Here is a 25,511-nt window from a genome sequence, read left to right as displayed (position 1 = left end):
CCGGGGATCAGGCGGTCGGCGGGCTGGTGGGCAGGCCCGCCTCGGCCCACGCCGCGAAGCCGCCGTCGACGTGCACGACGTCGCTGAAGCCGCGGCCGAGCAGGGCCGCAGCGACCGGCCCCGAGCCGTTGACGGACCCGCAGACCACCACGACCGGCCGGCCCCGGTGCGGGGAGTCCGGGCCGAACTCGGCGCTGAGATGGTTGCGGTCGACGATGAGGGCGCCCGGGACGGTGCCGTCGGCGGCCCGGCGGGGCGCGCTGCGCACGTCGATCAGCACGGCCCCGGCCTCGACCCGCCGCCCGGCCTCGGCCGCGCTGACCAGCGGCGCGGGCGGGTAGGGGTCCGGGCCCGCGACGACCGGGCGGTCCAGTGTCGCCCACTGCGACAGCGATCCCGGGTAGAGGACAACGTCATGGATGCCGGCGATCGCCAGCGCGGCGATCTCGTGGGCGGCGGTCACCCCGGAGCCGCAGTAGACGCCGATCGGGCGGTCCGGGGTCACGCCGAGGGCCGCGAAGCGTTCGGCCAGCTCGGAGGCCGGCCGGAAGGTGCCCTCGGCCGTCAGGTTGTCGCTCGTCGGGGCGCTGACGGCCCCCGGGATGTGGCCCGGGCGCGGGTCGATGGCGTTGGGTTCGCCGCGGTACCGCTCCGCCGCCCGCGCGTCGAGCAGCACCCCGTCGGCGGCCACGAGCCCGGCCGCCCCGTCCGGTCCGGTCGACGGCAGCGAGCCGCCGGTCAGGACCACGTCGCCCGGCTCGGCCTTCTCCTCGCCGGTGGCGATCGGCCGGCCGGCCGCCCGCCACGCCGCCAGCCCGCCGTCGAGCAGCCGCACGTCGGCGATACCGGCCCAGCGCAGCAGCCACCAGGCCCGGGCCGCGGCGAGGTTGCCGTTGTCGTCGTAGGCCACCACGGTGTCGCCGGCTCGGATGCCCCAGCGCCGGGCGGCGGCCTGCAGGTCGGCGACGTCGGGCAGCGGGTGGCGGCCCTGCCCGTCGGCGGCGGGCGCGGCGAGGTCGGTGTCGAGGTCGACGTAGACGGCGCCGGGGATGTGCGCGTCGAGGTAGTGCGCGTGTCCGTCGGGGTCACCGAGCCGCCAGCGCACGTCGAGCAGGCGGGCGTCGAGGCCGGCGAGCTCGCCGGCGGTCACCAGGATGGGGTTGGTGTCGGTCACGTCAGATGGCCTTTCCGGGGTTGAGGATGCCGGCGGGGTCGAAGAGCGCTTTGATGCGCCGCTGCAGCGCGAGGGCGGCCGGGTCGAGCTCGCGCTCCAGCCAGTGGCGTTTGAGCAGGCCGATGCCGTGTTCGGCGGTGACGGTACCGCCGAGCGACAGGGCCAGGGCGAAGATGTCGTCGGCGGCCCGCTGCGCCGCGGGCGGGACGGCGCCCGGCTCGGCGTCGCCGTCGAGCCGGATGATCGGGTGCAGGTTGCCGTCCCCCGCATGGGCGAAGGTGTAGATGTCGGTGCCGGTGTCGGCGGCGATGGCGTGCACGCCGCCGATCGCCTCGGCCAGGCGCGAACGCGGGACCGCGATGTCCTCGATCAGGGCCCGGCCCCGGGCCTCGATGGCGGGCAGCGCGTCGCGGCGGGCGGCGGCGAGCTCGGCGGCGACGGCCGGGTCGGTGGTGGTCGTCAGCGCGGTGGCGGTGCGGGCCAGCACGGCCGCGGCGGCCTCGAGCTCCTCGGCCGCGCCGAAGCCGTCGGCCTGCACGAGCAGCAGCGCCGCGCCGCGCTCGGCGTGGCCGGTGCCCCGCAGCGCGTCGATGGCGGCGAGCGTCTTGGCGTCGACCAGCTCGAGCACGGCCGGGCGCAGGGCGGCGGCACCGAGCCCGGTCGCGGCGGCCGCGGCGTCGGCCACGGAGGCGAAGTAGGCCACCGCCGTCGCGATCCGGGTCGGGCGGGGCAGCAGGCGCAGGGTGGCGCCGACGACGACGCCGAGCGTGCCCTCGGAGCCGACGATCAGGCCGGTGAGATCCAGGCCGGCGACGCCTTTGACGGTGTTGCGCCCGACGTGCAGCAGCGTGCCGTCGGCGAGCACGACGTCGAGGGCGAGGACGCTGTCGCGGGTGACGCCGTACTTGGCGCCGCGCAGACCGCCGGCGTTGGTGGCGATGTTGCCGCCGATGGTGCAGGTGGCCACGCTGCCGGGGTCGGGGGCGTACATGAGGCCGAACGCGGCCGCGGCCCGGTCCAGCTCGGCGGTGATGACGCCGGGCTCCACCCGGGCTACCTGGTCCACCGGGTCGATGGCGAGGATCCGGTCGAGGCCGGAGACGTCCAGCACGATCTCGCCCGGAGCGGCCGCGGCCGCTCCGGCCAGGCCGGTGCCGGCCCCGCGGGTCACCACCGGCGTGCCGGTGCGGCTCGCCTCGGCGAGGGTCCGGCGGACGTCCTCGACGTCGCCGGCCCGCACGACGGCCAGCGGCGGACCGGCCGGCACGACCCCCGAGCGGTCCGTGACGAGCGCCGCGGCCGGACTAGCCACGGAGATCCGCCAGGACGGCGAGAAGCTCGTCGACGGTGTGCGTGCCGGGCGGGCGGCCGGCCGCGGCCTGGGCGCCGAGCAGCCGCTGCAGGCGCTCGTTGACCGGCGTGGCGACGCCGTGCCGGCGGCCGAGCCGGACGATTTCGCCGTTGAGATGGTCGACCTCGCTGCCGGCCCCGCGGGCGAAGCTCTGCCAGGTCGACAGCCGCCCCGGCACGTGACCGGGCACCGGTTCGAAGGTGAGCGTGGCCCCGGCCCGCAATGCCTCGGGGGGCGCCGGGACGATGCCGGCGGCCGCGAGCACCGCCTCGGCCTCGGCGACGAGCAGGGCACCGGCTCGGGCCTTGCCCTCGTCGTTGCCGTCGAGCAGGTCGAGGCCGTTGCGGACGCTGACGAAGAGTTTGCGGGCCTTCCAGGCGGTGATGTCCGGGACGCTGTGCACGGCGAACCCGGCGGCCGTCCAGTCGCGGGCGAACTGCGCGGCTGCCGGGTCCGCCCGGTCCGGGTACCGGCCGAGCCAGAGCGCGCCGTTGACCGGGTAGGACGGGTTGACCACCTCGCCCGGGGTCAGGTAGCTCGCGGCCACGGCGACTGTCACGCCGTAGACGCGGGCGAAGCGGCGCAGCGCGGCGTCCTCGGTGGCGAGGCCGTTCTGCACCGTGAGCACCGGCAGGTCGGCCCCGAGGCCGGTCGGGGCGCCGGGCTCGGCGTGGACGGGCTGCCAGGCCCACGCCGTCAGGGCGGCCTCGGCGTCCTGGGCCTTGGTCGCCAGCACCAGCACGTCCTGCGGCGTCAGGCGCACCTCGGCGGGGCCGGCGGCGGTGGCCAAGCGCACCACGTCGTCGCCGTGCGGGCGCCGGATCCGCAGCCCCGACGCGCGGATCGCCTCGAGGTGCCGGCCCCGGGCGACCAGAATCGCCGGGATGCCGGCCAGGGTGAGCTGCGCGGCGAACAGGCCGCCGACGGCGCCTCCGCCGATCACCACGTAGCGGCTCACCGGGCGGCCACCGTGGCCCGGCCGGCGAGCGCCTGGCGGACGAGGGGGATGATGTACCGGCCGTAGTCGATGGCGTCGTTGAGGTTGTCGTAGCCGCGGATGGAGATGAGGTCGGCGCCCAGGTCGACGTAGTCGAGAATGGCCGCGGCGACCGTCTCGTAGCTGCCGACGAGGGCGGTGGAGGCGCCGGCCGCGCCGGTGGCTGTCGCCGTGGGCGTCCACAGGGCGCGGTCGTGCACGTCCTGGCGCTTGGCGATCTCCAGCAGCCGCTGGGAACCCACGTTCTGCGGGCCGCCCGGAGCGGACCAGCGGCCCGGGCCGCCGCGCCGCTGCAGGATCTCCAGGATGCGGTGCGCCTTCTCCCAGGCCAGTGCGTCGGTCGGGGCGACGATCGGCCGGAAGGTGACCCAGATCCGCGGGGTGTCGCGGCGCCCGGCGGCTTGCGCGGCCGCGTTGACCCGGTCGATCTGCTGGCGGGTGTCGGCGAGCGGCTCACCCCACAGCCCGAAGATGTCGCCGAGCGCGCCGCCGACCCGGTAGGCCTCGTCCGAGGAGCCTCCGACCGAGACCGGGATGGTACCGCCCACCGGCCGCACGACCGACAGGAAGTCCTCGAACGTGTAGTACCGGCCGGCGTGGTCGAACGGCACGGTGGAGGTCCACACCCTGCGCAGGATGCCGATGTACTCCTCCTGCCGTGCGTAACGCTCGACCTTGGGCAGCCGGTCGCCCTCCCGGGCCTGCTCCGCGTCGCTGCCCCCGGCGATGAGGTGCACGACGGCCCGCCCGCCGGAGAGCTGGTCGAGCGTCGCGAGGGCCTTGGCGGCGACGGTGGGGTACATGATGTTGGGCCGCAGGGCGACGATCGGCTTGATGCGCTCGGTGTGCTGCGTCAGCGCGACGGCGACCGCGAACGGGTCGTGGAAGGTCGAGTTGTACGGCACGAGGGTGTAGTCGAAACCGCCGTCCTCGAGCACCCGGGCGTACCGGCGCAGGAAGCCGACGTCGACTGCCGGGTCCGCGCGTCCGTTGACCTCGTTGCTCGCGTTGACGTTGATGGCGCTGATGAACTCGACCGGCATGCCCGAAAGCCTACTAATCCAGTCTGATTTAGACCAACGCGGTTTGCCGCTCCGATCCGATCGGAGCGGCCGATCGGTGCCGGCCGCCGGTGGTCAGGCGACGCTGCGCAGCCGGGGCGAGGCGAAGAACTCGCGACTCGCCTCGACCGCCGTGCCCTCCAGTTCGGGGTGGATGCCGCGCCGGGCGGCCAGGTGCAGCCAGACCGCGCCGACGGCCGGCAGCTCGGGCAGCGCCACCAGGCCGGCCGGGGTGCGTCCGGTGCTCGGCAGCAGCGCGATCCCCAGGCCGCCCCGCACCGCCGCGACGACGCCGTCGAGGCTCGTCGACTCGGCCGTGATCGTCGTCATGAGCCCGGCCAGCTCCAGGGCCGACAGGGCCCGGCTGCGCAGGCCGCACGGCTCCTCGAAGGCCACGACCGGCCATGGCTCGCGGCCGCCGGGCCGGACGAAGCGTTCGGCGGCGTACCAGTGCAGCGGCAGCTCGGCAACGGGCGTGCCGAGCGGCTCGGCGCCCGCCAGCACCACGGCGAGGTCGACCTGGCCGCGACCGACGGCCTGCGCAAGCTGCGTGGAGCGGTCGATCCGGAAGCGGACCGACCGTCCGGGGAACGCCGCCCGTAACGCTGCGAGCAGCTGCGGCAGCATCCGGTCGGCGGCGTGCTCGGTGCAGCCGACGACGATCGCCCGCTCAGCGACGATCTCCAGCCGGCGCAGCGACTCGTCGTGCACCGCGAGGATGCGTCGGGCCTCGACCAGCAGCGCCTCGCCGTGCACGGTCAGGCGCACGCCCCGGCCGGCCTTCTCGACCAGGGGCTCCTTGAGGCGCCGCTCGAGCAGCCGGACATGCTGGCTGACCGTCGACTGGCTCACCCGCAGCGCGGACGCGGCCCGATGGAAGCCTCCGCAGTCGGCGATCGCCACGAGGGTACGCAGATGGATCAGGTCCAGCGGGTCCGCCACGCTCGCCTCCTTGCCGCCCCACCCCGGGCCGGGGGTGCCCAAGCATAGTATTCCTATCTCGAAAGCAGGAATAGCGTGTTCCCTGTCTCCGACCCCACCCGCGCGGAGCCGCCTCACCCCGGGCCCGATCCCGCGTCACGCGGCCGCGAGGTCCGACCGAAGAGCGTGCAGGACGCCGCCGGTCCAGGCCGGGAAGCCGGCCGCGAGCACCGAGGCGACGTCGGCGGCGGCCGGGTCGATCCGCAGGCCGGCGTCGAGGCTCCGGCGGGCGGCGGCGAGCATGGCGGCGGGGTCGGGCCCCGCATCGAGGAGGGCCTGGACGAAGGAGCCGGAGCCGCCCTGGAGCAGCACCGGGACGCCACCCCGGGCGCGGACCGCGGGCATCAGGGCGGCGTCCGTGACCTCCACGATGGGGGCCGCCGGGTCCAGGAACACCGCCGCCAGCGGGTTGGCGGCGATCTGCGGGAACGACCGCAGGCCGGCCGGTGACGGCTCGGGGTCGGCGGCCACCGCCGGCCCGGTGGGCGCCGCGACCGCCCGCAGCGCCCAGAACAGGTGGGCCAGGTCCGGGATCTCGGGTGCGGTCAGCAACGCCCGGCAGGCCGCCGTCTCGAGCTCGAACGCCTCGTCGAGCGGCGCGGCGGCGCTGCGGACCGCCACGTCCAGCACGGCGGCGAGGGCGCGCACCGGTGAGCCCTGCGAGCGCCGGCGGACCTCCTCGGCGAGGCCGGGCGGCTCGGCGGTACCGCCGGGAATGGCGTATCCGCAATGTTCCCAGCGCTGCCGGAAGGGGCCCGCCGGCTGGGCCAGCACCCAGGCCCGCGCGGCGCCGATGACATCGTCGGCCAGCTCGTCCACCAGGCCGGCGGCCAGCGCCTGGGCCGGGTGGTACACCGTGCCGGGGCCGACGACGTCCAGCACCGTCGCGGCGATGCCGAGCATCCGGGTCACCCGGACCGTGCCGCCACCGCCCGGGATGATGCCCATGCCGGTCTCGGCGAGCGCCCACACGACCGACGGGTCGTTGGGGCCGATCCGGTAGTGGCAGGCCAGGGCCAGCTCGAACCCGCCGCCGAGCGCCGAGCCGTTGAGCGCCGCGGCGACCGGGCGGCCGAGCGTCTCCAGCCGGCGGGCCTGGTCGCGCAGGGGCACCAGCAGGTCGTACAGGCCGGCCGCCTCGTCCGGCGTGATCTCGCCCGGCTCGAGGTCCGGGCCGGCGATGAAGGAGCGCTTCGCCGAGGTGAGCACCACGCCGCGCAGCCGGTGCCGCTGCCGGGTGCAGTCGTCGAGGCAGGCGTCGAGCCCGTCGTAGTGGCGGCGGTTGAGCATGTTCGCGGTGCGGCCGGGGTCGTCGAGCGTCACGGTGACGACGCCGTCGGCGTCCCACGACCAGCGCGCGGTCCCGGATTGTTGGACATCCGTCATACTGTCAACGTAGGCGATGGTATGACGGATGTCCAACTGTAGAGTGGCGGCATGGCCCGGGAGGACGAGGCGATGCCGGACATCGCCGACGTGACGATGGTGGACGTGCTGCGCGCGGTCGCCGACCCGATCCGCCTGCGCATCGTGCAGACGCTCGCCGACGGCCGGGCGCACGGCAAGTGCGGCGAGCACTGGGACTTCGGCGTGCACAAGTCGACCATGACGCACCACTTCCGCACGCTGCGGCAGGCGGGCCTGACCCGCACCGTGGTGGCCGGCCGCACCCACACCATCGAGCTGCGCCGCGATGAGCTCGACATCCGCTTTCCCGGCTTGATCGACGCTCTCACCGGCCACGCAGCACCGCCGGATTGACGCCGGTACCCGCACCTGTCCCGGAAGGAGCCAGCCGTTCGCGCCGCCACAGCGATACGTTCAGTCGTATGGCGTACGCGCTCGGTGTAGATCAGGATGGTGGCATGACCCCCGAGGAGATCGTCGGCGCCGCGATCGAGGCGGCGGCGGCCGGCCTGAAGGTCGGCGAGCTGCCCATCGGCGCGGTGGTGCTGGCCGGTGACGACGTGGTCGGCTGGGCCTACACCCATGAGCGCGGACACGGCCGCCGGCTGGTGCACGCGGGACTGCTGGCCATGATGGAGGCCGATGAGCGGTTCGGCTGGGTGGAGCACGACCGGCCGCTGCGGCTGGGGCTCACCCTCGAGCCGTGCGTCATGTGTCTCGGTGCGGCGATGGCCCTCGGCGTGCGCGAGGTGTACTACGGCGTGGAGTCGCCCGACGACGGTGCCGCCCGGGTCGCCGCGAGCTGGCAGCCGGGCATCGGCACGCGCTGGCATCAGGCGCCGGCGGTGTTCGGCGGCATCCGCCGGGCCGAGAGCCGGGAGCAGTTCCGGCGGTACGTCGCGGCGGCGGCCGACTCGCCGCTGCGCGACTGGGCCCGCACGATCGCCGAGCTGCCCGACTGATCGGCCGGGCCGACGGGCGTCGCTCAGCGGTGGTGGCAGGCGGCTCGATGGGTCGCACCGGTCATGGGCGGGTCGTCACGCTCGCACAGCGCCTGATCAGCCGCCGCGAGCGTCGCGTAGAGCGGGCAGCGGCCACGGAAGCGGCAGCCGGTCGGGCGCTCGTCGGCCGGCGGCGGGTCGCCGGTCAGCAGGATGCGCTCGCGGTGGCGCTCCACGGCCGGGTCCGGCACCGGCACCGCCGAGAGCAGCGCCTGCGTGTAAGGGTGACGGGGTCGGCCGAGCACGTCCGCGGACGGGCCGGTCTCGACCGTACGGCCGCGGTACATGACACCGACCGTGTCGGCGATGCGGGCCACGACGGCCAGGTCGTGGGTGACGATGAGGTACGCCAGGCCGAGCCGCTCCTGCAGCCTGAGCAGCAGGTCCAGCACGGCCGAGCGCACGGTGGCGTCGAGCGAGGACACCGGCTCGTCGAGCACGAGCAGGTCCGGTTCGACCGCGACCGCCCGGGCGATCGCGATGCGCTGGCGCTGGCCGCCGGAGAACTCGTGCGGGAAGCGGCGGGCCGAGCCGGGGTCGAGCCCGACGAGCCGCAGCACCTCGGCGACCCGGGCGGCGACCGCGGCCGGGTCGCGGCCCTGGGCCTGGAGCGGCTCGGCGAGGATGTCGCCGACGGGCAGGCGCGGGTCCAGGCTGGCGAACGGGTCCTGGAACACCAGCTGCATCCGGCGCCGGGCCGCGCCGCGGTCGAGTCGCTCGTCGACCGGCCGGCCGAAGAGCTCGACGGCGCCGCCCTCCGGCCGGCGCAGACTGAGGATCTCCAGCAGCGTCGTGGTCTTGCCACTGCCCGACTCCCCCACCAGCGCATGGGTGCGGGCCGGATACACGGCGAGCTCCACGCCGTCGACCGCGGGGATGGCGCCCGTCCGGCGCCGCACGAGCCGGCCGCCGTACACCGGGAACGTACGCCGCAGCCCGTCGACCCGCACCACGGGCGGCCCCGGCTCGGCCCTCGGCGGCCGGAAGACGTCCAGGCGCGGCTGCGCGGCCAGCAACTGCCTGGTGTAGGCGGCGCGCGGCTCGCGGTACAGCTGCAGGGTCTCCGCGGTTTCGATGATGCGCCCGTCGCGCATGACGGCGACGGTGTCCGCCAGCCCGGCCACGACGCCGAGGTCGTGGCTGACCAGCACGAGCGCGGCCCCGGTCGCGGCCTGCGCCTTCTGCAGCACCTGCAGCACCTGGGCCTGCACCGTCACGTCGAGGGCGGTGGTGGGCTCGTCGGCGATGATGACGGCGGGGTCGTTGGCCATCGCCATCGCGATCATCACCCGCTGGCGCATGCCGCCGGACAGCTCGTCGGGGAAGGCGCGGGCGCGCAGCTGCGGCGAGGGTATGCCGACCAGGCGTAGCAGCTCGACGGCGCGCCGAGCGGCATCGGCCCTGGAGACCTTCCGGTGCGCCCGAACAGCCTCGGCCAACTGGTCGCCGATGCGGTAGACGGGGGTGAGGGCCGCGAGCGAGTCCTGGAACACGATGGCCGCGACGTTGCCGCGCAGCCGCCGCAGCTGCCGCGGGGTGGCCCCGACGACCTGGGTGCCGTCGAGCACGATGCTGCCGGTGACCTCGGCGTCGGCCGGCAGCAGCCCGAGCGCGGCCAGGGCGGTGACGGACTTGCCCGAACCGGACTCGCCGACGATGCCGAGCACCTGGCCGGGCCCGACGGTGAGGTCGACGCCGTCGACCACGGCCGGGCCGTCGCCGAAGCGCACCCGCAGTCCGCGGATCGCCAGCACGGCCTCGTCGGCGGCGGCCGGCACCAGCCGCGGCCGGCGGGGGCGGGAGGGGCCGGAGCGCGGGTCGACGGCGTCGCGCAGGCCGTCGCCGACGAGGTTGACGGCGAGCACGAAGAGCACCAGCAGCCCGGCCGGGAAGAAGAACATCCAGGGCCAGGTCACGGCGGAGGCGGTGCCGGCCGCGATGAGCGTGCCCAGCGAGACGTCGGGCGGCTGGATGCCGAAGCCGAAGTAGGACAGCGACGTCTCGGTCATCACGGCCGCGCCGACCGCCAGGGTGGCGTCGATGATGAGGAAGGACGCGGTGCCGGGCAGCACGTGCCGCACGATGATCCGCGGCGCGGACACGCCCATGAAGCGGGCCGCCTGCACATAGGGCAGCTGCTTGAGCGAGATGGCCAGCGCCCGCACCACCCGGGCCGAGATCATCCAGCCGAAGACCGCCAGTAGCCCGACGAACGCGACCCAGCCGCCGGCGCGCAGCCGCGGCGATACGATGGCGATGACGAGGAACGACGGAAAAACCAGCAGCAGGTCGACGACGAGCACGATGGCGCGCTCGGTCCAGCCGCCGACGTAGCCGGCGACCGCGCCGACGAGCGCGGCCAGGGCGGTGGCGACGGCCGCCACCGCCAGCCCGATCAGCAGTGACTTCTGCAGGCCGCGGACGGCCTGGGCGAAGACGTCCTGTCCGATGGCGTTGGTCCCCCACCAGTGCGCCGCCGACGGGGCCGCGCGCAGGGCCGTGTAGTCGATGTCGCGGTAGGACCATCGGGTCAGGTTGGGCCCGGCGAAGGCGAGCGCGAACAGCACGGCGATGACGGCCAGGCCGGCCAGCGCGGCGCGGTCCCGGCGCAGCCGCCCGGCCACCACCCGCAGGCGGGTCGGCGTGGCCTGCGCGGCCTCGGCGACCTCGGCGACCTCGGCGACGATCGGGTCAGCCACGGCGGCCCAGCCGGACGCGCGGGTCCAGCAGCGCGTGCAGGACGTCGGCGAGCAGGCCGGCCAGCAGGACGGTGACGGCGGCGAAGAGGTTGACCGCCACGACGGCGTTGACGTCGTTGTTGTTCACCGAGTCGATGAACCACTCCCCCATGCCGTGCCAGCCGAAGATCTTCTCGGTGAACGTGGCGCCGGTGAGCACGCCGAGGAAGCCGAACGCGAAGAATGTCGACATCGGGATGAGGGCGGTCCGCAGCCCGTGCTTGACCAGCACCGTGCGGCGAGAGAGGCCCTTGGCCGTCGCGGTGCGCAGGTAGTCGGCGCCGAGCACGTCGAGCATGACGTTGCGCTGGTAGCGGCTGTACGTGGCGAGGGTCACCAGCCCGATGGACAGCGTCGGCAGCAGCAGGTGCCCGGCCCGGTCGGCGACATGGTCCAGCATCGAGCCGGTCAGGCCCGGGGTCGACTCCCCGGTGAACGCGATGACCTGACGCCCGGCGGCCCGGTTGCCGGCCAGCGCGGCGATCTTCAGCAGCAGCGCGATGAGGAACGTGGGCGTGGACAGCAGCAGGAACGCCACGACGGTGAAAGTCCGGTCGGAGAGGCGGTACTGCCGCACCGCGCCCCACACGCCAGTCGCGATCCCGGCCGCGATGCCCAGCGTCGTGCCCACCAGCAGCAGCCGCAGGCTCACCCCGATCCGCCGGCCGAACTCGGCGTTGACCGACGAGCCGGTGATGCTCAGCCCCAGATCGCCGTGGAGGGCCCGACCGGCCCAGCCGGTGAACCGGGTCGTGACCGGCTCCTGCGGGTCCAGTCCGATGGCCCGCAGCTGCCGGTCGATCTGGGCCGGCGGCGGCGGGACCTGTCGGGCCTGGAAGTAGGCCCGGGGAGACAGCGCGGTCGCCGCCAGCCCGTACGACAGGGCGGCCGCCGTGACCAGCAGCACCAGGTAGTAGGCGAGGCGGCGGGCCAGGAAGGCGACCACAGAACCTCCCATTGACGGATATCGTATCGATGAACGTACCAGAAGATGTATATATAGACGATCTGCGAAATATGGTTAAGGAGGCGGGGTTCGATGCGGAGCTCCATGGCGCCGGCACTGGGACTGCTGCTGGCCGCGTCCGTGCTGGTCGCCGGCTGTGACGGCGGCAGCACACCGGCGGATCAGGGCGCGGCGCCGAAAACCGGCAGCGCCGACATCAACCCCAAGCCACGGGAGAGCCTGCGCAAGGGCGGCACGCTCCGACTGTCGATCCAGCAGTGGATCACGCAGTACAACATCGGGCAGGTCGACGGCCTGCAGGGCGACGCCTCCTCGATCATGACCCTGACCGAGCCGAAACTCTTCTTCGCCGACGACAACGGCGTGCCGGTGCTCAACCCCGACGTCCTCGTCTCGGCGGACGTCACCTCGACCGGGACGCAGGTCGTGACGTACCGGCTGAACCCCAAGGCCACCTGGTCCGACGGCGCGCCGATCACCTGGCGGGACTTCGAGACCGAGTGGAAGACCCGCAACGGCAGCGACGCGCGGTTCCAGGTCTCCGGGACCACCGGCTACGACGCCATCGCGAGCGTCGAGCGCGGCGCCGACGACCGCACGGCCAAGGTGACGTTCAAGACCCGCTACGCCGACTGGCAGTCGCTGTTCGACCCGCTGCTGCCGGGCAGCGCGCTGGACACGCCCGAGGAGTTCAACACCGGCTGGATCGAGAAGATCCCCGTCTGGGGCGGCCCCTGGAAGATCGGCACGGCCGACAAGACCAGCCAGACCATCACGGTCGTGCCGAACGAGCGGTACTGGGGCACCCGGCCGATCCTCGACTCGATCGTGTACCGGGCGCTGGACAGCACCGCGATCACCGAGGCGTACCTCAACAACGAGATCGACCAGGCCCCCGGCCGCCAGGCCGAGGCCTACCAGCGCCTCGCCGGCGCCCCGGACACCGTCATCCGCACCGGCGGCCGCTGGGACGAGACCCAGCTGACGATCGGGCACAACGGCCCGCTGAGCGACGAGCGGGTCCGGCAGGCCATCCAGAACGCCGTCGACCGCCGGGCCGTGGCCGCGGCCCAGTCCTCCGGTCTACCGTTCAAGGTCAACACCTTGGGCAGCCACTTCTTCATGCCCAGCCAGGACGGCTACCGCGACAACAGCGGCGACTACGGCCGTTTCGACCTCGACCGGGCCAAGCGCCTGCTCGACGAGGCCGGCTGGAAGGCGGGTGCCGACGGTGCGCGGAGCAAGGACGGCGCCCCGCTGAAGCTCAGCTACGTCGTCAACAGCCAGGGCAGTACCGACCTGCCCCAGCTGGTGCAGAACCAGCTGGCCCAGACCGGCATCGCCGTCGAGCTGCGCAAGGTGCCGGCCAACGACTACTTCGCCAAGTACGTCAACGTCGGCGCCTTCGACCTGGCCTCGTTCCGCCAGGTCGACAACGTCTTCCCGTCACTGCTCTACCCCGTGTACCGCAGCAACGGCGAGCAGAACTACGGCGGCGTCGGCAGCCCCGACATCGACAAGCTGATCGACCAGGCCGGCGCCGAGACCGACCGGGCCAAGGCCGTGGAGCTGCTCAACCAGGCCGACGGGCTGTTGTGGAAGGCGGGCCACTCCGTGCCACTGTTCCAGACGCCCCAGATCTCGGCCGTGCGCCCGAACCTGGCCAACTTCGGCGCGTTCGGGCTGCGCAGCGAACGGCAGTACGTGGACGTCGGCTTCATCGGCTGACCCGCCCGCACGGCGGCGACCCGGACGGGCGCCGCCGTGCGCTACCAGCGGTCGATGTGCAGGACGTTGTCGAGCGGCTCGCGGGGTGCCGGCTTGAAGGTCTCGCCGGTGTAGTAGGCCGTAGGGATCAGCACTCCCTGGCGGACGTCGGCCGGGATGCCGAGCAGCTGTGCCACCTCGGCCTCATGATCGAGGTGGAGGGTGGTCCACGCGGTGCCGAGGCGGCGGGCCCGGGCGGCCAGCATGTAGCTCCAGGCCGCCGGCAGCAGGGATCCCCAGATGTCGGCCTGGTTGCCCGCCGGCAGCGCGGTCACCCGGCGGCAGGCGATGACCTGGACCGGCACCTCACCCATGTGCTCGCCCAGCCAGGCCGCGCTGGCCCCGACCCGGCGCTGTACCGCTTGCCGGGCGGGATCCGTGGCGTAGCGGTCCGGATTCGTGCCACCCGCCTGCGCGTAGGCCGTGAACGCGCGCCGGTAGACGGCGCCGATCGCCCGGCGCTGCTCGGGATCGGTCACCACGATCCAGTGCCATTGTTGTGCGTTGGAGCCCGACGGCGCCTGGAGCGCGATCTCCAGGCACTCCCGGACCAGCTGTAGCGGCACAGGACGCGACAGGTCCAGCCGTCGACGGACGGATCGGGTCGTGGTCAGGAGCTCATCGGGGGACAGTGGCAGCGTCGGCATGGCAACCTTCAGGTCCGGCGGCATGATCGGTAAGGACCAGCTGACTATAGTGCCCCTGACATCGTCTCGCTGGCCGCCTCCGGTTCAGCCGATGCGGGACCGCTGCGAACGCTGCAAGGCGCTCAGCAGGGTGTCGTCGATGACCTCCCGCTGGGCGTCACTGCCACCGAGCCGGACCCACTCCCCGGTCCGGCGGGAGATGAGTTCGACAGTGCGGTCGTAGTCGCCGGCCAGGTAGGCACGCAGCGCCCGCACGAGCGCCGCGACGAGGTCGAAGGCCGGCTCGGTGCGGGTCGCGGCGTGCCGGGCCAGCGCGTCGAGGCCGCCGAGGTCGTCGGCGGCGGCCAGCGCGAGGGCGGCGTGCAGGCCGATGAACGCGGTCTGCGGCTCGGCCAGCAGCTCTTTCGGCACGACGCCCAGCACCTCGTCGATCGCGAGCGGCTGGGGCGGGGCGCCGAGGACACGGCAGCGCCAGAGCAGCGACGCGGAGTCCACCAGGGCCCGCACGCCGCCGACCGAGCGGGGCGACAGCGGGCCGCGCAGCCGGGCGGACACGTCGGTCCAGCGTTCGAGGGCCAGCTCGTGCAGGGCCGCATGCCACGAGAAGTGCGCGCCCTGAAACGCGGCGGCACCTGGGCCGTCGATCCACCCGTCCAGCCAGGCGAGGCCGGCGCGGTGCTCGCCGGTCTCGTAGTACACGTGGCTGCGCGCGTGAGCCGCGTGGCCGCCGGCCGGGTCGGCGGCGAGGGACCGCTCGGCGAGCTCGGCGCTCTGCGGCCAGCGGTGCTGCTCCTGCCGCACGAAGGCCAGCAGCCCCAGGTACCACCAGTCCTCGCCGTAGACCGGGGCGAGCCGCTCGACGACCGCCCACGCGTGCTGCGGCACCTGGGTCGCCCCGCCGAACGCGATCGTCGGCACGCAGGCGTTGACGACCAGCGCGTCGCGTGGGAAGTCGTCGATGTGCCGCAGCAGCCCGGCCGGATCGTTCGCCCGGACCCGGGCGGCCACGGCACGCAGCAGGCTCCCGGTCCGGGCGTCGGTGCGCGCCCGCGCGGCTCGCTCGGCGTCGGCCAGCGCGGCCGGGGCGTCGCCGTCGATGACCCCCTCCACGGCCAGCAGCGCGCGGACAGCGTGCGCGAGGGCGAACGACGGGTCCTCGCCGGTCGCCGCATCCAGCGCGGCGCCGGCGCCCTGCTGCACCCGCAGGACCCGGCGGACCGCGTCGTCGAAGTGCTCGGCGGCCCGGGCCGAGGCGAGGACCGGCAGGCCGTACTGGTCCCGGCGGACCCGCGGGCTCCGCGCTCCGCCCGCAGCGGCCGGCCGACCCGCCAGCCGCGCGGCCAGCGCCGCGGCCTGGGCCCGGATCTCGGGCACGGCCGTGGTCTCCAGCAGCTGGCCGCGGCGGGTGCTGCCGAGCGTCCACAGGCCCGGCACCGGCTCGCCGTAGGCGTCGCGCAGCTGCCCGTCACCGGTGGTGGCCCAGCCCATCCCGAGCGGGCCCGCGGTGACGAGCCCAGCTGCGAAGAGCTGCTGGATGATCGGGTTGGTCGAGCCGGCCAGGTCCGGGTCGGGGCCGGTGGTGTTGACGATCCAGCTGCCGGGCTCGGCGATCGCGATGGCGACGGACGGGTGCTCGGCGGCGATCACCAGGCGGCCCTCGGACCGCAGGCCGGTGATCGTGGCGGCGACCGCGGGGGCCATGCGGTGCCGGGCGTTGTCCCAGCGGCGCAGGTCGCGCCGCAGGAACTCGCGCCGGTCGGCCTCCGGCAGCGCGGCCCAGATCGCCTGGGTGTGCGGCCGCAGTCCGTCGATGGCGGGCCGCCAGTCACCGGTCGCCGCGATCGACGCGCGGACCCGGTCGTGCACGAGGTGGCGCAGCGCCCGGATGCCGGCCGGCACTGCGGCGCCGTCCAGCGGCATCGGTGCGCGGACCTCGCGCGTGTGCGCCGCGGGCAGCAGGCCGTTACGGGACGTGGCGGTGATCGGTCGCCGGGTGCGGGCCGACAGCGTCACGGCCACGTCGACGGCGGTGAGCCCGGTGCCGACGATGAGGACCGGGTCGTCCGGCCCGACGCCGTCCAGCGCGCCCGGCCGCCAGGGATCGGCGACGAACCGGGGCCGGCCGCGCAGCCGGCGGGGCACCCAGGCCTGCGCGGGCGGCTCGATGCCGATCGCCAGCACGACCTCGGCCGCGTGGACCGGGGCGGTGCCCTCGAGGGTGATCGTCCAGCCGCCGGGGCCGCGGTGCACGCCGTTGGCCCGGCCCTGGATCAGGCGCACGTCGCCACCGGGCCGATCGGCGCCGGCCGCCTCGCGGGTGAGGGCGGCGAGGTAGGCGCCGAACGCGGCCCGCGGCACGAAGTCCTCGCCGGTCACCTGGTCGTGACCGTGCGCGGTCAGCCAGTCGGTGAAGTGGCCGGGCCGGTCGGGCCAGGCGCTCATCGCGGCGGCGCGGACGTTGAGCAGATGCGCGCGGTCGTTGGTGCGGTAGGCCGTGCCGCTGCCGAAGTCGCCCGGGCCGTGGTCGATGAGGGCGATCCGGAGCCGGCCCCCGGCCAGATGGGCGAGGTGGGCAAGCGTCAGCGCGCCCGCGGCACCGCCGCCGACGATGGCTACATCGACTTCGCTCACGCAACCCCACTTTTCCGACTGACATGATAGTAGACGATCTCAGTGATCGGCTCGGTCTCGACCGCCCAGGTGGGCGGTCCGCCTGCGCAGGTGGCGAGCGGGGCCGGCGTCACGGCCCCTAGCTTAAACCATATTTGGCAAGTAGGATTACGAGGCATTGAGGTCCGGAGGTCCCATGACGACTCTGCCGCGCTCCAGCCGGCTCGCCAGCCCCGTCGACACCGACGCGTACGGCGAATACCGCATCCCCAACCCCGATCCCCTGTATCGGTTCACCGGGCGCATCGAGCACGGCGTCGCCGGTCGTTACCACCTCTACGCGGGCTGGTTCTGCCCGTGGTCCCACCGCGCCACCCTGGCCCTCGAGCTGGCCGGACTGCACGACGCGGTAAGTGTGTCCTATGTGGACAACGCTCGCGACGGTCGCGGCTGGGCCTTCCGCGAGCGCTACGGCCCTGACCCGGTCAACGGCTTCACGCTGCTGCGCCAGGCCTACGAGCAGACCGAGCCCGGATTCGACGGTCACATCTCGGTGCCGACGCTGTGGGACCGGGCGACCCGCACCGTGCTGAGTAACGACTACCGCACCATCGGCATCGACTTCGCGACCCGCTTCCGCGACGTGGCGACCCCGGTCGTCGAAACCTATCCGGACCGGCTGCGCGACGAGATCGAGGCCCTGACCGGCTGGCTGGCCCCGGGCGTGGCACTCGCGCCCCGGCTGGCCGAATTCGACGAGCGGCTGGCCGACCGGGCCTACCTGGTCGGCGAGACCGTGACGGAGGCCGACATCCGGCTCTACGTGGCACTCATCCGCCACGGCGGCCTGGCGGGGTGGCCGAACCTGCAGGCCTACGCGCGCCACCTCTACACCATCCCCGCGTTCCACGCCACCACCGAGGTGTTCGCGGTATGAGCGCCAAGCTGCATCTCGCCGTCGCGCTGGACGACGCCGTGTCCGATCCGGACGTCTGGCGCCGAGCGGATGCCCGCCCGTCCACGCTGTTCACGCCGGCGTACTGGCTGTCGCTCGTGCGGGAGGCCGAGCGGGGCCGGTTGGACTTCGTCACGATCGCGGACGGCGGCACCGTCACCGGCCACGCCGACCGGGTCCAGGGCCGGCTGGCGGCCCTGCTCATCGCCGCACGCATCGCGCCGGTGACGACGGGCATCGGCCTCGTGCCGGTCGTCGGGGTCGCGACCACCGAGCCGTTCCACATCTCGACCCAGCTGGCCACGCTGGACTACCTCAGCCACGGCCGGGCCGGCTGGCTCGCCGCAACCGCAGGCTCGCCGGAGGTGGCCGCCGACCACGTCGAGACGGTCCGGCGGCTGTGGGACAGCTGGGATGACAACACGGCGATCCGCGACGACTCGACCGGCCGATTCGTCAACTTGGACAAGCGGCACGACATCGGCTTCACGGGCCGGCACTCCAGCGTCCGCGGCCCGTCGACCACGCCCCGGCCACCGCAGGGCCGCCCGCTTGTCGCCGCCCTCGCCTCCGGGCCGGCCGTGGCGGCCGATCTGGTCTTCGTGCCGGCCGGCGCGCCCCGTCCGGCCGGCACCGGGGCGAAGGTCTTCGCCGACGTCGCCGTTTCCTTCGCCGCCGAGACCCCGCTGGAGATCGCCGACCGGCTGCTCGACGAGCGCGCCGGCGTCGACGGCTTCCGGCTGCACCCGGCCGAGCTACCGGTCGATCTCACCGCGATCGTCGACGAGCTGCTGCCGATCCTGCGCGAGCGCGGGGCGTTCCGGCACGAGTACACGCACACCACACTTCGCGGGCACCTCGGCCTGGACCGGCCGGCCAGCCGCTACGCGACGACCGGGGCATGAGGCAGGTCATGCTCGCCGCCCACTTCCCGGCGTGAACGACACCACCGTGTGCAGCGGCCCGGCGGCCCCGGCGCCGGCCGGGTCGGTCGGCACCGGCCGCGGCAGCGCGCCGCGGGTCTTCCACCGCAGCTCGGGCAGCCGCTTGCCGCGCGCCGCCTGAACCCCGCACACACAACGGCCCGGTGCAGAGCACCGGGCCGTTCGTCATCGTGCGGGTCAGGCGTTGGACTTGGGCAGGCCGGGCGGGTTGACGGCCGAGCGGTCCACGGCCTCGGTGTCGAGGTTGTAGGCGGCCAGCCACTGCTTGTACTGACCGGTCCGGATCAGGTAGTCGATCGCCGCCGCGAGCGCCTTGACCAAGCCGTTGTCCTTCTTGGTGGTCGCCGCGATCAGGCCCTGCATGCTCGCACCCGCGCCGGAGTAGACGCCGGCGTTGCGGACCTCGTCGGCGGTGCCCTTCGTCTTGCTGATCTGGTACGCGATGCCGGGGTTCGGCCCGAAGTACCCGTCGATCTGGCCCGAGACGATGGCCTTGAAGGTGCTGGGCGTGTCGGCGAAGTACTTGATGTCCAGGGTCTTGCCCTCGGCCTTGAGCTTTTCCTGCCAGGCGACGAGGATCTTCTCCTGGTTGGTGCCCGCGCCGACGGCCACCTTCAGCCCGGCCAGATTCTGGTAGTTCTTGTCGAAGTTCCAGGAGTTGCCGGCCTTCACGGCGAAGCCGAGGTTGTCCTGGCGATAGGAGGCGAAGTCGTACTTCTCCTTGCGCTGCTCGGTGTCGGTGATGTTGCTGAAGCCGACCTCGTTCTTGCCCGAGTCGAGGCCGACGAACAGGTTGTCCCAGGTGTCGTTGTTGAACTCCGGCTTGAGGCCCAGCACGGCGGCGACGAGGCGGCCGAGGTCGGGCTCGGCGCCGGTGAAGGTCTTGTCGTCGTCGCCGACGAAGGCCAGCGGCGGGAAGCCGGTCGGCAGCGCACCGAGGCCGATGGTGAGCTTGCCGTCGCTCTTGATCGCCTCCGGCACGAGGTCGGCGATGGCCTGCTGCTTGTCGACCTTGAGCTCGGTCGGCTTGGCGATGCCGCCGGCTTGGGCGCCGATGGTCACGGTGCCGGCCGGGGCGGTGTCGGCCTTGGCCTGGTCGTCGTCGCCGCAGGCGGCGAGCCCGCCGAGCAGCGCGACGGCCAGTGCCGCGGTCGCAAGAGGTCGTCGTCTCATGGAATCTCCTTGCGTTATCACAGCACCCGGGCGAGGAACTCGCGGGTGCGGGTCTGTCGGGGGTTGTCGAGCACCTGCGACGGCGGCCCCTGCTCGACGATCACGCCGCCGTCGATGAACACGACGTCGTCGGCGACCTCGCGGGCGAAGCCGATCTCATGGGTGACGATGACCATCGTGGCGCCGCTGTCGGCGAGCTGCCGGATGACCGAGAGGACCTCGCCGACGAGCTCCGGGTCCAGGGCGGAGGTCGGTTCGTCGAAGAGCACCAGGTCGGGCTCGAGGGCCAAGGCCCGGGCGATGGCGACCCGCTGCTGCTGACCGCCGGAGAGGTGGCGCGGGTAGGCGTCGCCGCGGTCGCCGAGGCCGACCTTGGCCAGCAGCTCGACGGCCCGCTCGCGGGCGGCGGCCCGGTCGAGTCGCCGGTGCGCGACGAGCGGCTCGGCGACGTTGTCCCGCGCGGTGAGGTTGGCGAAGAGGTTGAAGCTCTGCGCGACGAACCCGATGCGGGTCCGCTGCCGGCGCACCGCTCGCGGCGGCAGCTCGTGCAGGCGCTCGCCGCGGACCTCGACGCCGATGAGCTCACCGTGCAGGGCGACGTAGCCCAGGTCCGGACTCTCGAGGTGGTTGATGGCGCGCAGCAGCGTCGACTTGCCCGAGCCGGACGGTCCGAGGACGGCCACGACGCCGCCGGAGCCGATCGTCAGGTCGACGCCCTTGAGCACTTCACGCGGGCCGAACGACTTGTGCACATTGCGGATCTCCAGTGCGGCGCTCATCAGTAGCCCCTCCGGGTCAGCCGGACGCCGGCGAGACGGCCCCACGAGTCGACGGTGAGGCGTCGCAGCCGCTGCACCGGCGTCGGCGGCAGCGCACGGCTGCTGCCCCGGGCGTAGAAGCGCTCGACGTAGAACTGCAGGATCGACAGCACCGCGGTCAGCAGCAGATACCAGGCGGCGCCGACGATGAGGATCGGCACAAGCGACTCGGGGTGGCGCGACTCGAGCACGAACACCGCGCCGAACACGTCGAGCAGCGAGACGTAGTACACCAGGGAGCTGGCCTTGATCAGGCCGATGAGCTGGTTGCCGTAGGCCGGCACGATCGAGCGCAGCGCCTGCGGCAGGATGACCCGGCGCAGTTGCCGCGCCCGGGACAGGCCGAGCGCGTCGGCGGCCTCGATCTGGCCGGGCTCGACGGCCAGGATGCCGCCGCGGATGACCTCGGCGGCGTAGGCGGCCTCGTTGAGGCTCAGTGCGATGACGCCGATGGCAAGCGGGGTGAGGCTCGCGGTGCGTACGTCGGCGAAGACCGGCCCCCACGGGATGCCGACACCCAGCCGCGGATAGAAGTACGAGAAGTTGAAGGTGATGATGAGCAGCAACGGCAGCGGCAGGGCCCGGAAGAACCACACGTAGGCCCAGGCCAGGCCGCCGATCAGCGGGTTCGACGACAGCCGGCCGAGCGCGACGACCACGCCCACGAGGAGGCCGAACACGGCGCTGAGGCCGACCACCTCAAGGGTCACGACGACGCCGTCGAGGACCGACTGGCGCGTGAAGTACGGCCAGAACTTGAACCACTCGTAGCGGCTGTTGGTGAAGATGCCCGACACGAACTGGGCCAGCACGACCAGCACGATCGCGCTGACGATCCAGCGCAGCGGGCGTGGGCGTGGGGTCACCGGGCGGTGCGCGATGCGCGGGTCGAACGCCGGCGGCGGTGGGGCCGGTCGGGCTTGCAGGGTTGCGGGCTCGCTCATGCGAGTGGCTCCATCGTGGACGGTGGGTGCGCCCGGATCGGCATTCCCTATTTGCAAGATAGGAAATGCCGGAGTAAGTTGTCAATCCCGATCGGTTAGATAGCAATTAAGGGCTTCCCGATGATCCTCGACAACCCCGCCTGGCACTCCCTCAACGGCCCGCACGCCCGCTTCGCCGAGGCGCACGGATCGGCCCGCCGCTACCGGCCCGACGTGTCGGTCTTCGTCGGCCTGCCCGACCTGCGCGACGACGGCGTCTGGTCCGACCTCGCCGCGCTTGTCGGCCCGGGCGTCGAGGTTCCCGTCACCGGCGCCGCCGTCGCACCTCCGGCGGACTGGGAGCCGGTTTCCCAGGGCACCGGCGTGCAGATGGTCGACGACGGTGTCGACGCCCGGCCCGACGCGGAGGCCGCCGTCCTCACCGCCGACGACGCCGAGGAGATGCGCGACCTCGTGGACCGCACCAAGCCGGGCCCGTGGCGGGCGCGCACCTTCGAGCTCGGCACCTACCTGGGCCTGCGGCGCGACGGGCGGCTCGTCGCCATGGCGGGCGAGCGGCTGCACCCACCGGGCTGGACGGAGATCAGCGCGGTCTGCACCGACCCGGCCCACCGGGGCCAGGGACTGGCGGCGCGGCTCGTGCGGGCTGTCGCATACAACATCCGCTCCCGCGGCGACCAGGTCCTGCTCCACGCGGCCGCGAGCAACACCGACGCCATCCGCCTCTACCGCGCCCTGGGCTTCCGTGTGCGCCGCGAGACGACGTTCGCCACCTACCGTACCCCGGCACCGGCCGCCGACCCGGCGTCGCGCAAGGTCCGCCCGTGACCGTCAATGACGTCGACGTGGTGGTCGTGGGTGGCGGGGCGATGGGCTCCGCCGCGGCCTGGCAGCTCGCCCGCCGTGGAGTCTGCGTCGTGCTGCTGGAGCGATTCGCCGCCGGCCACACCAACGGCGCCTCACGCATCTTCCGGCTGCCGCGAGGCCGAGTGGCGCCGGCCCGGCCCGCGGTTCGAGACGCCGGTGCTGTTCCACCTGGACAGCGGCCGCCTGCACGCCGTTTGATCGGTCGCGGCCCGGCAGGACGCCGCCCGCGCTCTGGGCGCGGCCGTACGCCCGTCACGGCGATCGAGGTGAACGGCGAGGTGAACGGCCCCGGCCCGCGTACCGACCCGGCCGGCCCGTGGCACCCGGTGGGCGGCACCTACGAGGCTGACGTGCGGGTCGTCAGGAAGGGAGGGTTCCGGTCGAATGGAGTGTCTGATCAGTGGTCGGCGGCGTCAAGACCGCCGCCAGCCGGGACACGACCTGTCTGGCCTCGGGGATCGGCAGCAACATCCAGTCGTGGACCATGTCCTGGGCCTGGTGCAGGAGCACGGTGGTGCCGGGTGCAGCCGCGGCGAGGTCGCGGAAGCGCAGGGCGTCCGGGTGGAGCAGGTCGCGGGTGCCGGTGAAGACGGTGACGGTCCCCAGGCGGTCCAGGGGGCCGTTGATCGGGCTGACGGCGGGTTGGGCCGGATCGTCGCCGCCGGCGTAGCGGCGCCCCAGCTCGCGCAGGTGGTCCGCCCGCAGCAGCGGGTCGCGCGGGGCGAACGCCGGGATCTGCGGATTGGACAGGGTCACGTCGAGGTACGGCGACAGCAGCACCAGGTCCCGAGGGCGGGCCACCCCGGCCGGCAGCTGGGCGACCAGGGTGAGAGCGAGGCCGGCGCCCGCAGAGTCGCCCATCACCGCGAGCGCGCCCGCCGCGCCGGCCTCGGTGCGGTCCGCGAGCGTCTGGTAGAGCGAGCGCAGCACCGGCTGGACGTCGCGGTGGGTGGCCGCCGGGACGAGGGGGTAGATCGGGACGGTGACGGTGCGCCCGGTCTGGACGGCCAGGGTGGCGACGAAGGACCAGTGCGCAGGCTGAATCTCGGCCGCGTGCGCGCCGCCGTGCAGGTAGAGGATGTGCCCGTCGACCGGCCGGGGTGGGACGACGGTGTAGACCGGCCAGTTGAGGAAGCGGGACTCCTCGACGGTGACGCGCCGCCGCACTCCGGACGGTGGGGCGTACTTCGCCGGGTCGGGCGCCGCCGGCGAGGCGAAGCGAGCCGGGTCGAACTGGCGGTTGCGTAGGCGGGCGACGGTCATGGCCGCGGCGATGGCACGGCTCTGCCAGCTGGGCACGGGTTGCTCCTCGAGTCAGCGGATGATGTATCCGCTAACCGTAGCGCGAGCGGATGAACTATCCGCTAGCTCCTTGTTCTGCTCGCGCCAGGGTCATCGACGCCACCGACACCGCGTACACCGACGGCTACCTGGGCGGCAATGCCTACGCGGGCACCGCGGCCTTCCAGAACATCACCGTCTCCAAAGCCCGGTCGAGGAGCCGGCGCAGCGTGTCGCCGATCGCCTCGACCCGGGCCCTCGCCGCGGCGGGGGCGGCGTCGCCGCCTCTGTGGCCTGGCCGGACCTCGGCTCGGGACCTAGGGTGATCACATGGCGGTCGGATTCGAGGTGCCCGGATTTCGGGACCTGGCGCGGGTCGGCGCGGGCGGGCAGGCGTCGGTCTATCGCGCCCGGCAGGAGGCCGTGGGCGACCGGGTCGTGGTCGTGAAGGTGTACGAACGGCCGCTGCACACCGCCGCCGACAGGCGACGCTTCGACCGGGAGGTCCAAGCCGCCGCAGCGGTCAGCGGGCACCGCAACGTCGTGCACATCTACACCACCGGGCTCCTGCCGGGCGGGCGGCCGTACATCGTCATGGAGAACTGCGCGGAGGGTTCCCTCGACAACGTGCTGCACCGACAGGGACCGCTCGATCCCGGCCGGGTCGCCGACATCGGCGCCCGGATCGCCACAGCCCTGCACGCGGCGCACTCGGCGGGCGTGCTGCACCGCGACATCAAACCCGGCAACATCCTGCTGACCGCCGACGGCGAGCCGAAACTCGCCGACTTCGGCATCGCCGTCATCCTCGACACCGACGGCGGCTTCTCCGCGACCCGCGGCCCACTTACCCCGGTCTACGCGGCGCCGGAGCTGCTCAACGGTGCCGACCCGACCCGCGCCACCGACGTGTGGTCCCTCGGCGCGACCCTGTATACGCTGCTCAACGGCGGCCCGGCCCGCCTCCCGGCGCATCGCTGGAGCCTGGCCGACGTGATAGCCGCCCACAGCAAGCCCCTCCCGGACATCGCCGGGGTGCCGCAGGCGCTGACAACGGTGCTGCGCAGGGCGATGGCGACCGATCCGCGGGACCGGTACGGGAGCGCCGCCGACCTCGCCACCGCCCTGCGCACCCTCACCGACCGTTTGGATACCGACCGCGACGGTGACCTGATCGCTGGGCCGGGGCCGACGTGGCCGGCCGCCACGCAACCGGCCATGTCGTCCGCCAAGCACGACAAGGCCACACGATCGCTGCCGTCCCCCGCGGCGACGCGGCAGTCACCGCCGGCGACGTCGCCCACCCGTCGCGAAGACACCGTCTTCCCCGGCGCGAGCCGGACGCCGGTGCAACGGCAACGCCGCGCCCAGGCCGAACCAGTCGAACCCGCCATCGTCTCGTGGCAGAGCTCCCTGCTGCCTCTGTCGCGGGGTAAAGTCGTGGCCACTACTGTGCTGCACCTGCCGCTCCTCATCGGCCTGGTAACCGTGACGACGTGGATGGCGCGCGACGCCCACGGCGGCCGGGCGACGCCACTGCTGTGGGCGATGATCGCCCTCGCCGCGGGCTGGCCGGTCCTGGTCGCCGTACGGGCACCGGTGCAGGCCTCCGCCGCCGTCGCCCTCGGGCTGCTCATCCTCGCGGTCGCCGTGGCCTACGTCGTGGCCGGTGGCGCCCCGAACCACTGGCCCTCCCGATGGTGGGAGCCGCCGCTGTGGTGGGCGCTGATCATCTGGACCGCCATGTCCTCCGCGTGGGTCTCCCGAACATGGCAGCGGGCACCGGTCCGCCGCTGACCCGAGCCGGATTCGAGAGACGCCGGCCTGT

At 73.6% G+C, this 25,511-nt stretch carries 22 protein-coding genes and 1 pseudogene; 7 read left to right on the top strand and 16 right to left on the bottom strand.

The annotated features are described in order from the left end of the window. Window positions 1–7 precede the first annotated feature (7 nt). From Dvina_RS55750 to Dvina_RS18400, 7 genes and pseudogenes are all read right to left on the bottom strand, one after another. Window positions 8–268 carry a rhodanese-like domain-containing protein gene (locus tag Dvina_RS55750; protein ID WP_425516567.1) on the bottom strand — a complete coding sequence of 87 codons (261 nt, stop codon included), beginning with the start codon at window positions 266–268 and terminating at the stop codon, window positions 8–10. A 60-nt stretch (window positions 269–328) separates the two neighbouring features. Next, a pseudogene (locus Dvina_RS18425) lies at window positions 329–1,174 on the bottom strand (sulfurtransferase); the annotation flags it as partial. 1 nt (window position 1,175) lies between these two features. Beyond that, entirely contained in the window at window positions 1,176–2,486 is a 1,311-nt protein-coding gene (locus Dvina_RS18420) for an FAD-binding oxidoreductase (protein ID WP_223103697.1), read from the bottom strand. Beyond that, the gene (locus Dvina_RS18415) at window positions 2,479–3,483 is read right to left on the bottom strand and encodes a ketopantoate reductase family protein (protein WP_223103696.1); all 1,005 of its coding nucleotides are present in this window, start codon (window positions 3,481–3,483) and stop codon (window positions 2,479–2,481) included. The genes Dvina_RS18420 and Dvina_RS18415 overlap by 8 nt, the downstream gene beginning before the upstream one ends. Then, window positions 3,480–4,565, bottom strand: a complete 1,086-nt coding sequence (locus Dvina_RS18410) for an LLM class flavin-dependent oxidoreductase (protein ID WP_223103695.1) — start codon at window positions 4,563–4,565, stop codon at window positions 3,480–3,482. Before Dvina_RS18410 ends, Dvina_RS18415 begins: the two co-directional genes overlap by 4 nt. 93 nt (window positions 4,566–4,658) lie before the next feature. After that, window positions 4,659–5,525, bottom strand: coding sequence for a LysR substrate-binding domain-containing protein (locus Dvina_RS18405; RefSeq protein ID WP_223103694.1), 867 nt, complete (start codon window positions 5,523–5,525; stop codon window positions 4,659–4,661). 135 nt (window positions 5,526–5,660) lie between these two features. Further along, window positions 5,661–6,950, bottom strand: a complete 1,290-nt coding sequence (locus tag Dvina_RS18400; protein ID WP_223103693.1) for an enoyl-CoA hydratase/isomerase family protein — start codon at window positions 6,948–6,950, stop codon at window positions 5,661–5,663. A gap of 51 nt (window positions 6,951–7,001) precedes the next feature. Between Dvina_RS18400 and Dvina_RS18395 the strand changes: the two genes are divergently transcribed. After that, window positions 7,002–7,325: an ArsR/SmtB family transcription factor gene (locus Dvina_RS18395; RefSeq protein WP_223103692.1), complete on the top strand. Its 324-nt coding sequence runs from the start codon at window positions 7,002–7,004 to the stop codon at window positions 7,323–7,325. Between the two features lie 104 nt (window positions 7,326–7,429). After that, window positions 7,430–7,933: a deaminase gene (locus Dvina_RS18390; RefSeq protein WP_223103691.1), complete on the top strand. Its 504-nt coding sequence runs from the start codon at window positions 7,430–7,432 to the stop codon at window positions 7,931–7,933. A gap of 23 nt (window positions 7,934–7,956) precedes the next feature. Here Dvina_RS18390 and Dvina_RS18385 read toward each other — a convergent pair whose 3' ends face one another. Beyond that, window positions 7,957–10,671 carry a dipeptide ABC transporter ATP-binding protein gene (locus tag Dvina_RS18385; protein WP_246656299.1) on the bottom strand — a complete coding sequence of 905 codons (2,715 nt, stop codon included), beginning with the start codon at window positions 10,669–10,671 and terminating at the stop codon, window positions 7,957–7,959. Then, window positions 10,664–11,668 carry an ABC transporter permease gene (locus tag Dvina_RS18380; protein ID WP_246656298.1) on the bottom strand — a complete coding sequence of 335 codons (1,005 nt, stop codon included), beginning with the start codon at window positions 11,666–11,668 and terminating at the stop codon, window positions 10,664–10,666. Before Dvina_RS18380 ends, Dvina_RS18385 begins: the two co-directional genes overlap by 8 nt. Window positions 11,669–11,749: 81 nt before the next feature. Here Dvina_RS18380 and Dvina_RS18375 point away from each other — a divergent pair, with 81 nt between their 5' ends. Beyond that, complete coding sequence (locus Dvina_RS18375; RefSeq protein ID WP_246656297.1) at window positions 11,750–13,405, top strand: ABC transporter family substrate-binding protein; 1,656 nt, start codon at window positions 11,750–11,752, stop codon at window positions 13,403–13,405. A 41-nt stretch (window positions 13,406–13,446) separates the two neighbouring features. On the opposite strand, the gene Dvina_RS18370 is transcribed toward Dvina_RS18375, so the two are convergent. Further along, a complete protein-coding gene (locus Dvina_RS18370) occupies window positions 13,447–14,091 on the bottom strand; it encodes a nitroreductase family protein (RefSeq protein ID WP_223103690.1) in 645 nt (214 codons plus the stop codon). An 84-nt stretch (window positions 14,092–14,175) separates the two neighbouring features. Next, window positions 14,176–16,722 (bottom strand): FAD/NAD(P)-binding protein, encoded by a 2,547-nt coding sequence (locus tag Dvina_RS18365; protein ID WP_223103689.1) that lies wholly within the window; start codon window positions 16,720–16,722, stop codon window positions 14,176–14,178. 175 nt (window positions 16,723–16,897) lie between these two features. Here Dvina_RS18365 and Dvina_RS18360 point away from each other — a divergent pair, with 175 nt between their 5' ends. Together Dvina_RS18360 and Dvina_RS18355 are read left to right on the top strand one after the other, a co-directional pair. Further along, window positions 16,898–17,638, top strand: a complete 741-nt coding sequence (locus Dvina_RS18360; protein WP_223103688.1) for a glutathione S-transferase C-terminal domain-containing protein — start codon at window positions 16,898–16,900, stop codon at window positions 17,636–17,638. Next, window positions 17,635–18,561: an LLM class flavin-dependent oxidoreductase gene (locus Dvina_RS18355; protein ID WP_223103687.1), complete on the top strand. Its 927-nt coding sequence runs from the start codon at window positions 17,635–17,637 to the stop codon at window positions 18,559–18,561. The genes Dvina_RS18360 and Dvina_RS18355 overlap by 4 nt, the downstream gene beginning before the upstream one ends. A gap of 6 nt (window positions 18,562–18,567) precedes the next feature. Here the strand turns inward: Dvina_RS18355 and Dvina_RS18350 are convergent, their stop codons facing one another. Genes Dvina_RS18350 through Dvina_RS18335 form a run of 4 tightly spaced genes read right to left on the bottom strand, consistent with a single transcriptional unit; the run spans window position 18,568 to window position 21,535 of the window. Beyond that, window positions 18,568–18,732 (bottom strand): hypothetical protein, encoded by a 165-nt coding sequence (locus tag Dvina_RS18350; RefSeq protein ID WP_223103686.1) that lies wholly within the window; start codon window positions 18,730–18,732, stop codon window positions 18,568–18,570. A gap of 45 nt (window positions 18,733–18,777) precedes the next feature. Further along, entirely contained in the window at window positions 18,778–19,773 is a 996-nt protein-coding gene (locus Dvina_RS18345; RefSeq protein ID WP_223103685.1) for a transporter substrate-binding domain-containing protein, read from the bottom strand. A gap of 17 nt (window positions 19,774–19,790) precedes the next feature. Then, on the bottom strand, window positions 19,791–20,552 hold the full coding sequence (locus tag Dvina_RS18340) for an amino acid ABC transporter ATP-binding protein (RefSeq protein ID WP_223103684.1): 762 nt from the start codon (window positions 20,550–20,552) through the stop codon (window positions 19,791–19,793). Beyond that, window positions 20,552–21,535 carry an amino acid ABC transporter permease gene (locus tag Dvina_RS18335; RefSeq protein WP_223103683.1) on the bottom strand — a complete coding sequence of 328 codons (984 nt, stop codon included), beginning with the start codon at window positions 21,533–21,535 and terminating at the stop codon, window positions 20,552–20,554. Before Dvina_RS18335 ends, Dvina_RS18340 begins: the two co-directional genes overlap by 1 nt. A 120-nt stretch (window positions 21,536–21,655) precedes the next feature. Here Dvina_RS18335 and Dvina_RS18330 point away from each other — a divergent pair, with 120 nt between their 5' ends. Beyond that, on the top strand, window positions 21,656–22,363 hold the full coding sequence (locus Dvina_RS18330) for a GNAT family N-acetyltransferase (protein WP_223103682.1): 708 nt from the start codon (window positions 21,656–21,658) through the stop codon (window positions 22,361–22,363). Between the two features lie 399 nt (window positions 22,364–22,762). On the opposite strand, the gene Dvina_RS18325 is transcribed toward Dvina_RS18330, so the two are convergent. Next, window positions 22,763–23,701 carry an alpha/beta hydrolase fold domain-containing protein gene (locus tag Dvina_RS18325; protein ID WP_223103681.1) on the bottom strand — a complete coding sequence of 313 codons (939 nt, stop codon included), beginning with the start codon at window positions 23,699–23,701 and terminating at the stop codon, window positions 22,763–22,765. A 312-nt stretch (window positions 23,702–24,013) separates the two neighbouring features. Between Dvina_RS18325 and Dvina_RS18320 the strand changes: the two genes are divergently transcribed. Then, window positions 24,014–25,480, top strand: a complete 1,467-nt coding sequence (locus Dvina_RS18320; protein ID WP_223103680.1) for a serine/threonine-protein kinase — start codon at window positions 24,014–24,016, stop codon at window positions 25,478–25,480. The last annotated feature ends 31 nt before the right edge of the window (window positions 25,481–25,511 follow it).

The organism is Dactylosporangium vinaceum (assembly GCF_019904175.1).
Classification (GTDB): Bacteria; Actinomycetota; Actinomycetes; order Mycobacteriales; family Micromonosporaceae; genus Dactylosporangium; species Dactylosporangium vinaceum.
The sequence above is the reverse complement of the archived record's forward strand: the minus strand, read 5'-3'. Positions and strand labels throughout refer to the sequence as shown.

Excerpts from the sequence above, each read along its gene's own strand:
- Dvina_RS18330 (WP_223103682.1), top strand. The coding sequence starts at position 21,656 with ATGATCCTCGACAACCCCGCCTGGCACTCCCTCAACGGCCCGCACGCC.
- Dvina_RS18360 (WP_223103688.1), top strand. The coding sequence starts at position 16,898 with ATGACGACTCTGCCGCGCTCCAGCCGGCTCGCCAGCCCCGTCGACACC.
- Dvina_RS18335 (WP_223103683.1), bottom strand. The coding sequence starts at position 21,535 with ATGAGCGAGCCCGCAACCCTGCAAGCCCGACCGGCCCCACCGCCGCCG.
- Dvina_RS18400 (WP_223103693.1), bottom strand. The coding sequence starts at position 6,950 with ATGACGGATGTCCAACAATCCGGGACCGCGCGCTGGTCGTGGGACGCC.
- Dvina_RS18390 (WP_223103691.1), top strand. The coding sequence starts at position 7,430 with ATGACCCCCGAGGAGATCGTCGGCGCCGCGATCGAGGCGGCGGCGGCC.
- Dvina_RS18395 (WP_223103692.1), top strand. The coding sequence starts at position 7,002 with ATGGCCCGGGAGGACGAGGCGATGCCGGACATCGCCGACGTGACGATG.
- Dvina_RS18375 (WP_246656297.1), top strand. The coding sequence starts at position 11,750 with ATGCGGAGCTCCATGGCGCCGGCACTGGGACTGCTGCTGGCCGCGTCC.
- Dvina_RS18410 (WP_223103695.1), bottom strand. The coding sequence starts at position 4,565 with ATGCCGGTCGAGTTCATCAGCGCCATCAACGTCAACGCGAGCAACGAG.
- Dvina_RS18320 (WP_223103680.1), top strand. The coding sequence starts at position 24,014 with ATGGCGGTCGGATTCGAGGTGCCCGGATTTCGGGACCTGGCGCGGGTC.
- Dvina_RS18355 (WP_223103687.1), top strand. The coding sequence starts at position 17,635 with ATGAGCGCCAAGCTGCATCTCGCCGTCGCGCTGGACGACGCCGTGTCC.
- Dvina_RS18340 (WP_223103684.1), bottom strand. The coding sequence starts at position 20,552 with ATGAGCGCCGCACTGGAGATCCGCAATGTGCACAAGTCGTTCGGCCCG.
- Dvina_RS18380 (WP_246656298.1), bottom strand. The coding sequence starts at position 11,668 with ATGGGAGGTTCTGTGGTCGCCTTCCTGGCCCGCCGCCTCGCCTACTAC.
- Dvina_RS18370 (WP_223103690.1), bottom strand. The coding sequence starts at position 14,091 with ATGCCGACGCTGCCACTGTCCCCCGATGAGCTCCTGACCACGACCCGA.
- Dvina_RS18345 (WP_223103685.1), bottom strand. The coding sequence starts at position 19,773 with ATGAGACGACGACCTCTTGCGACCGCGGCACTGGCCGTCGCGCTGCTC.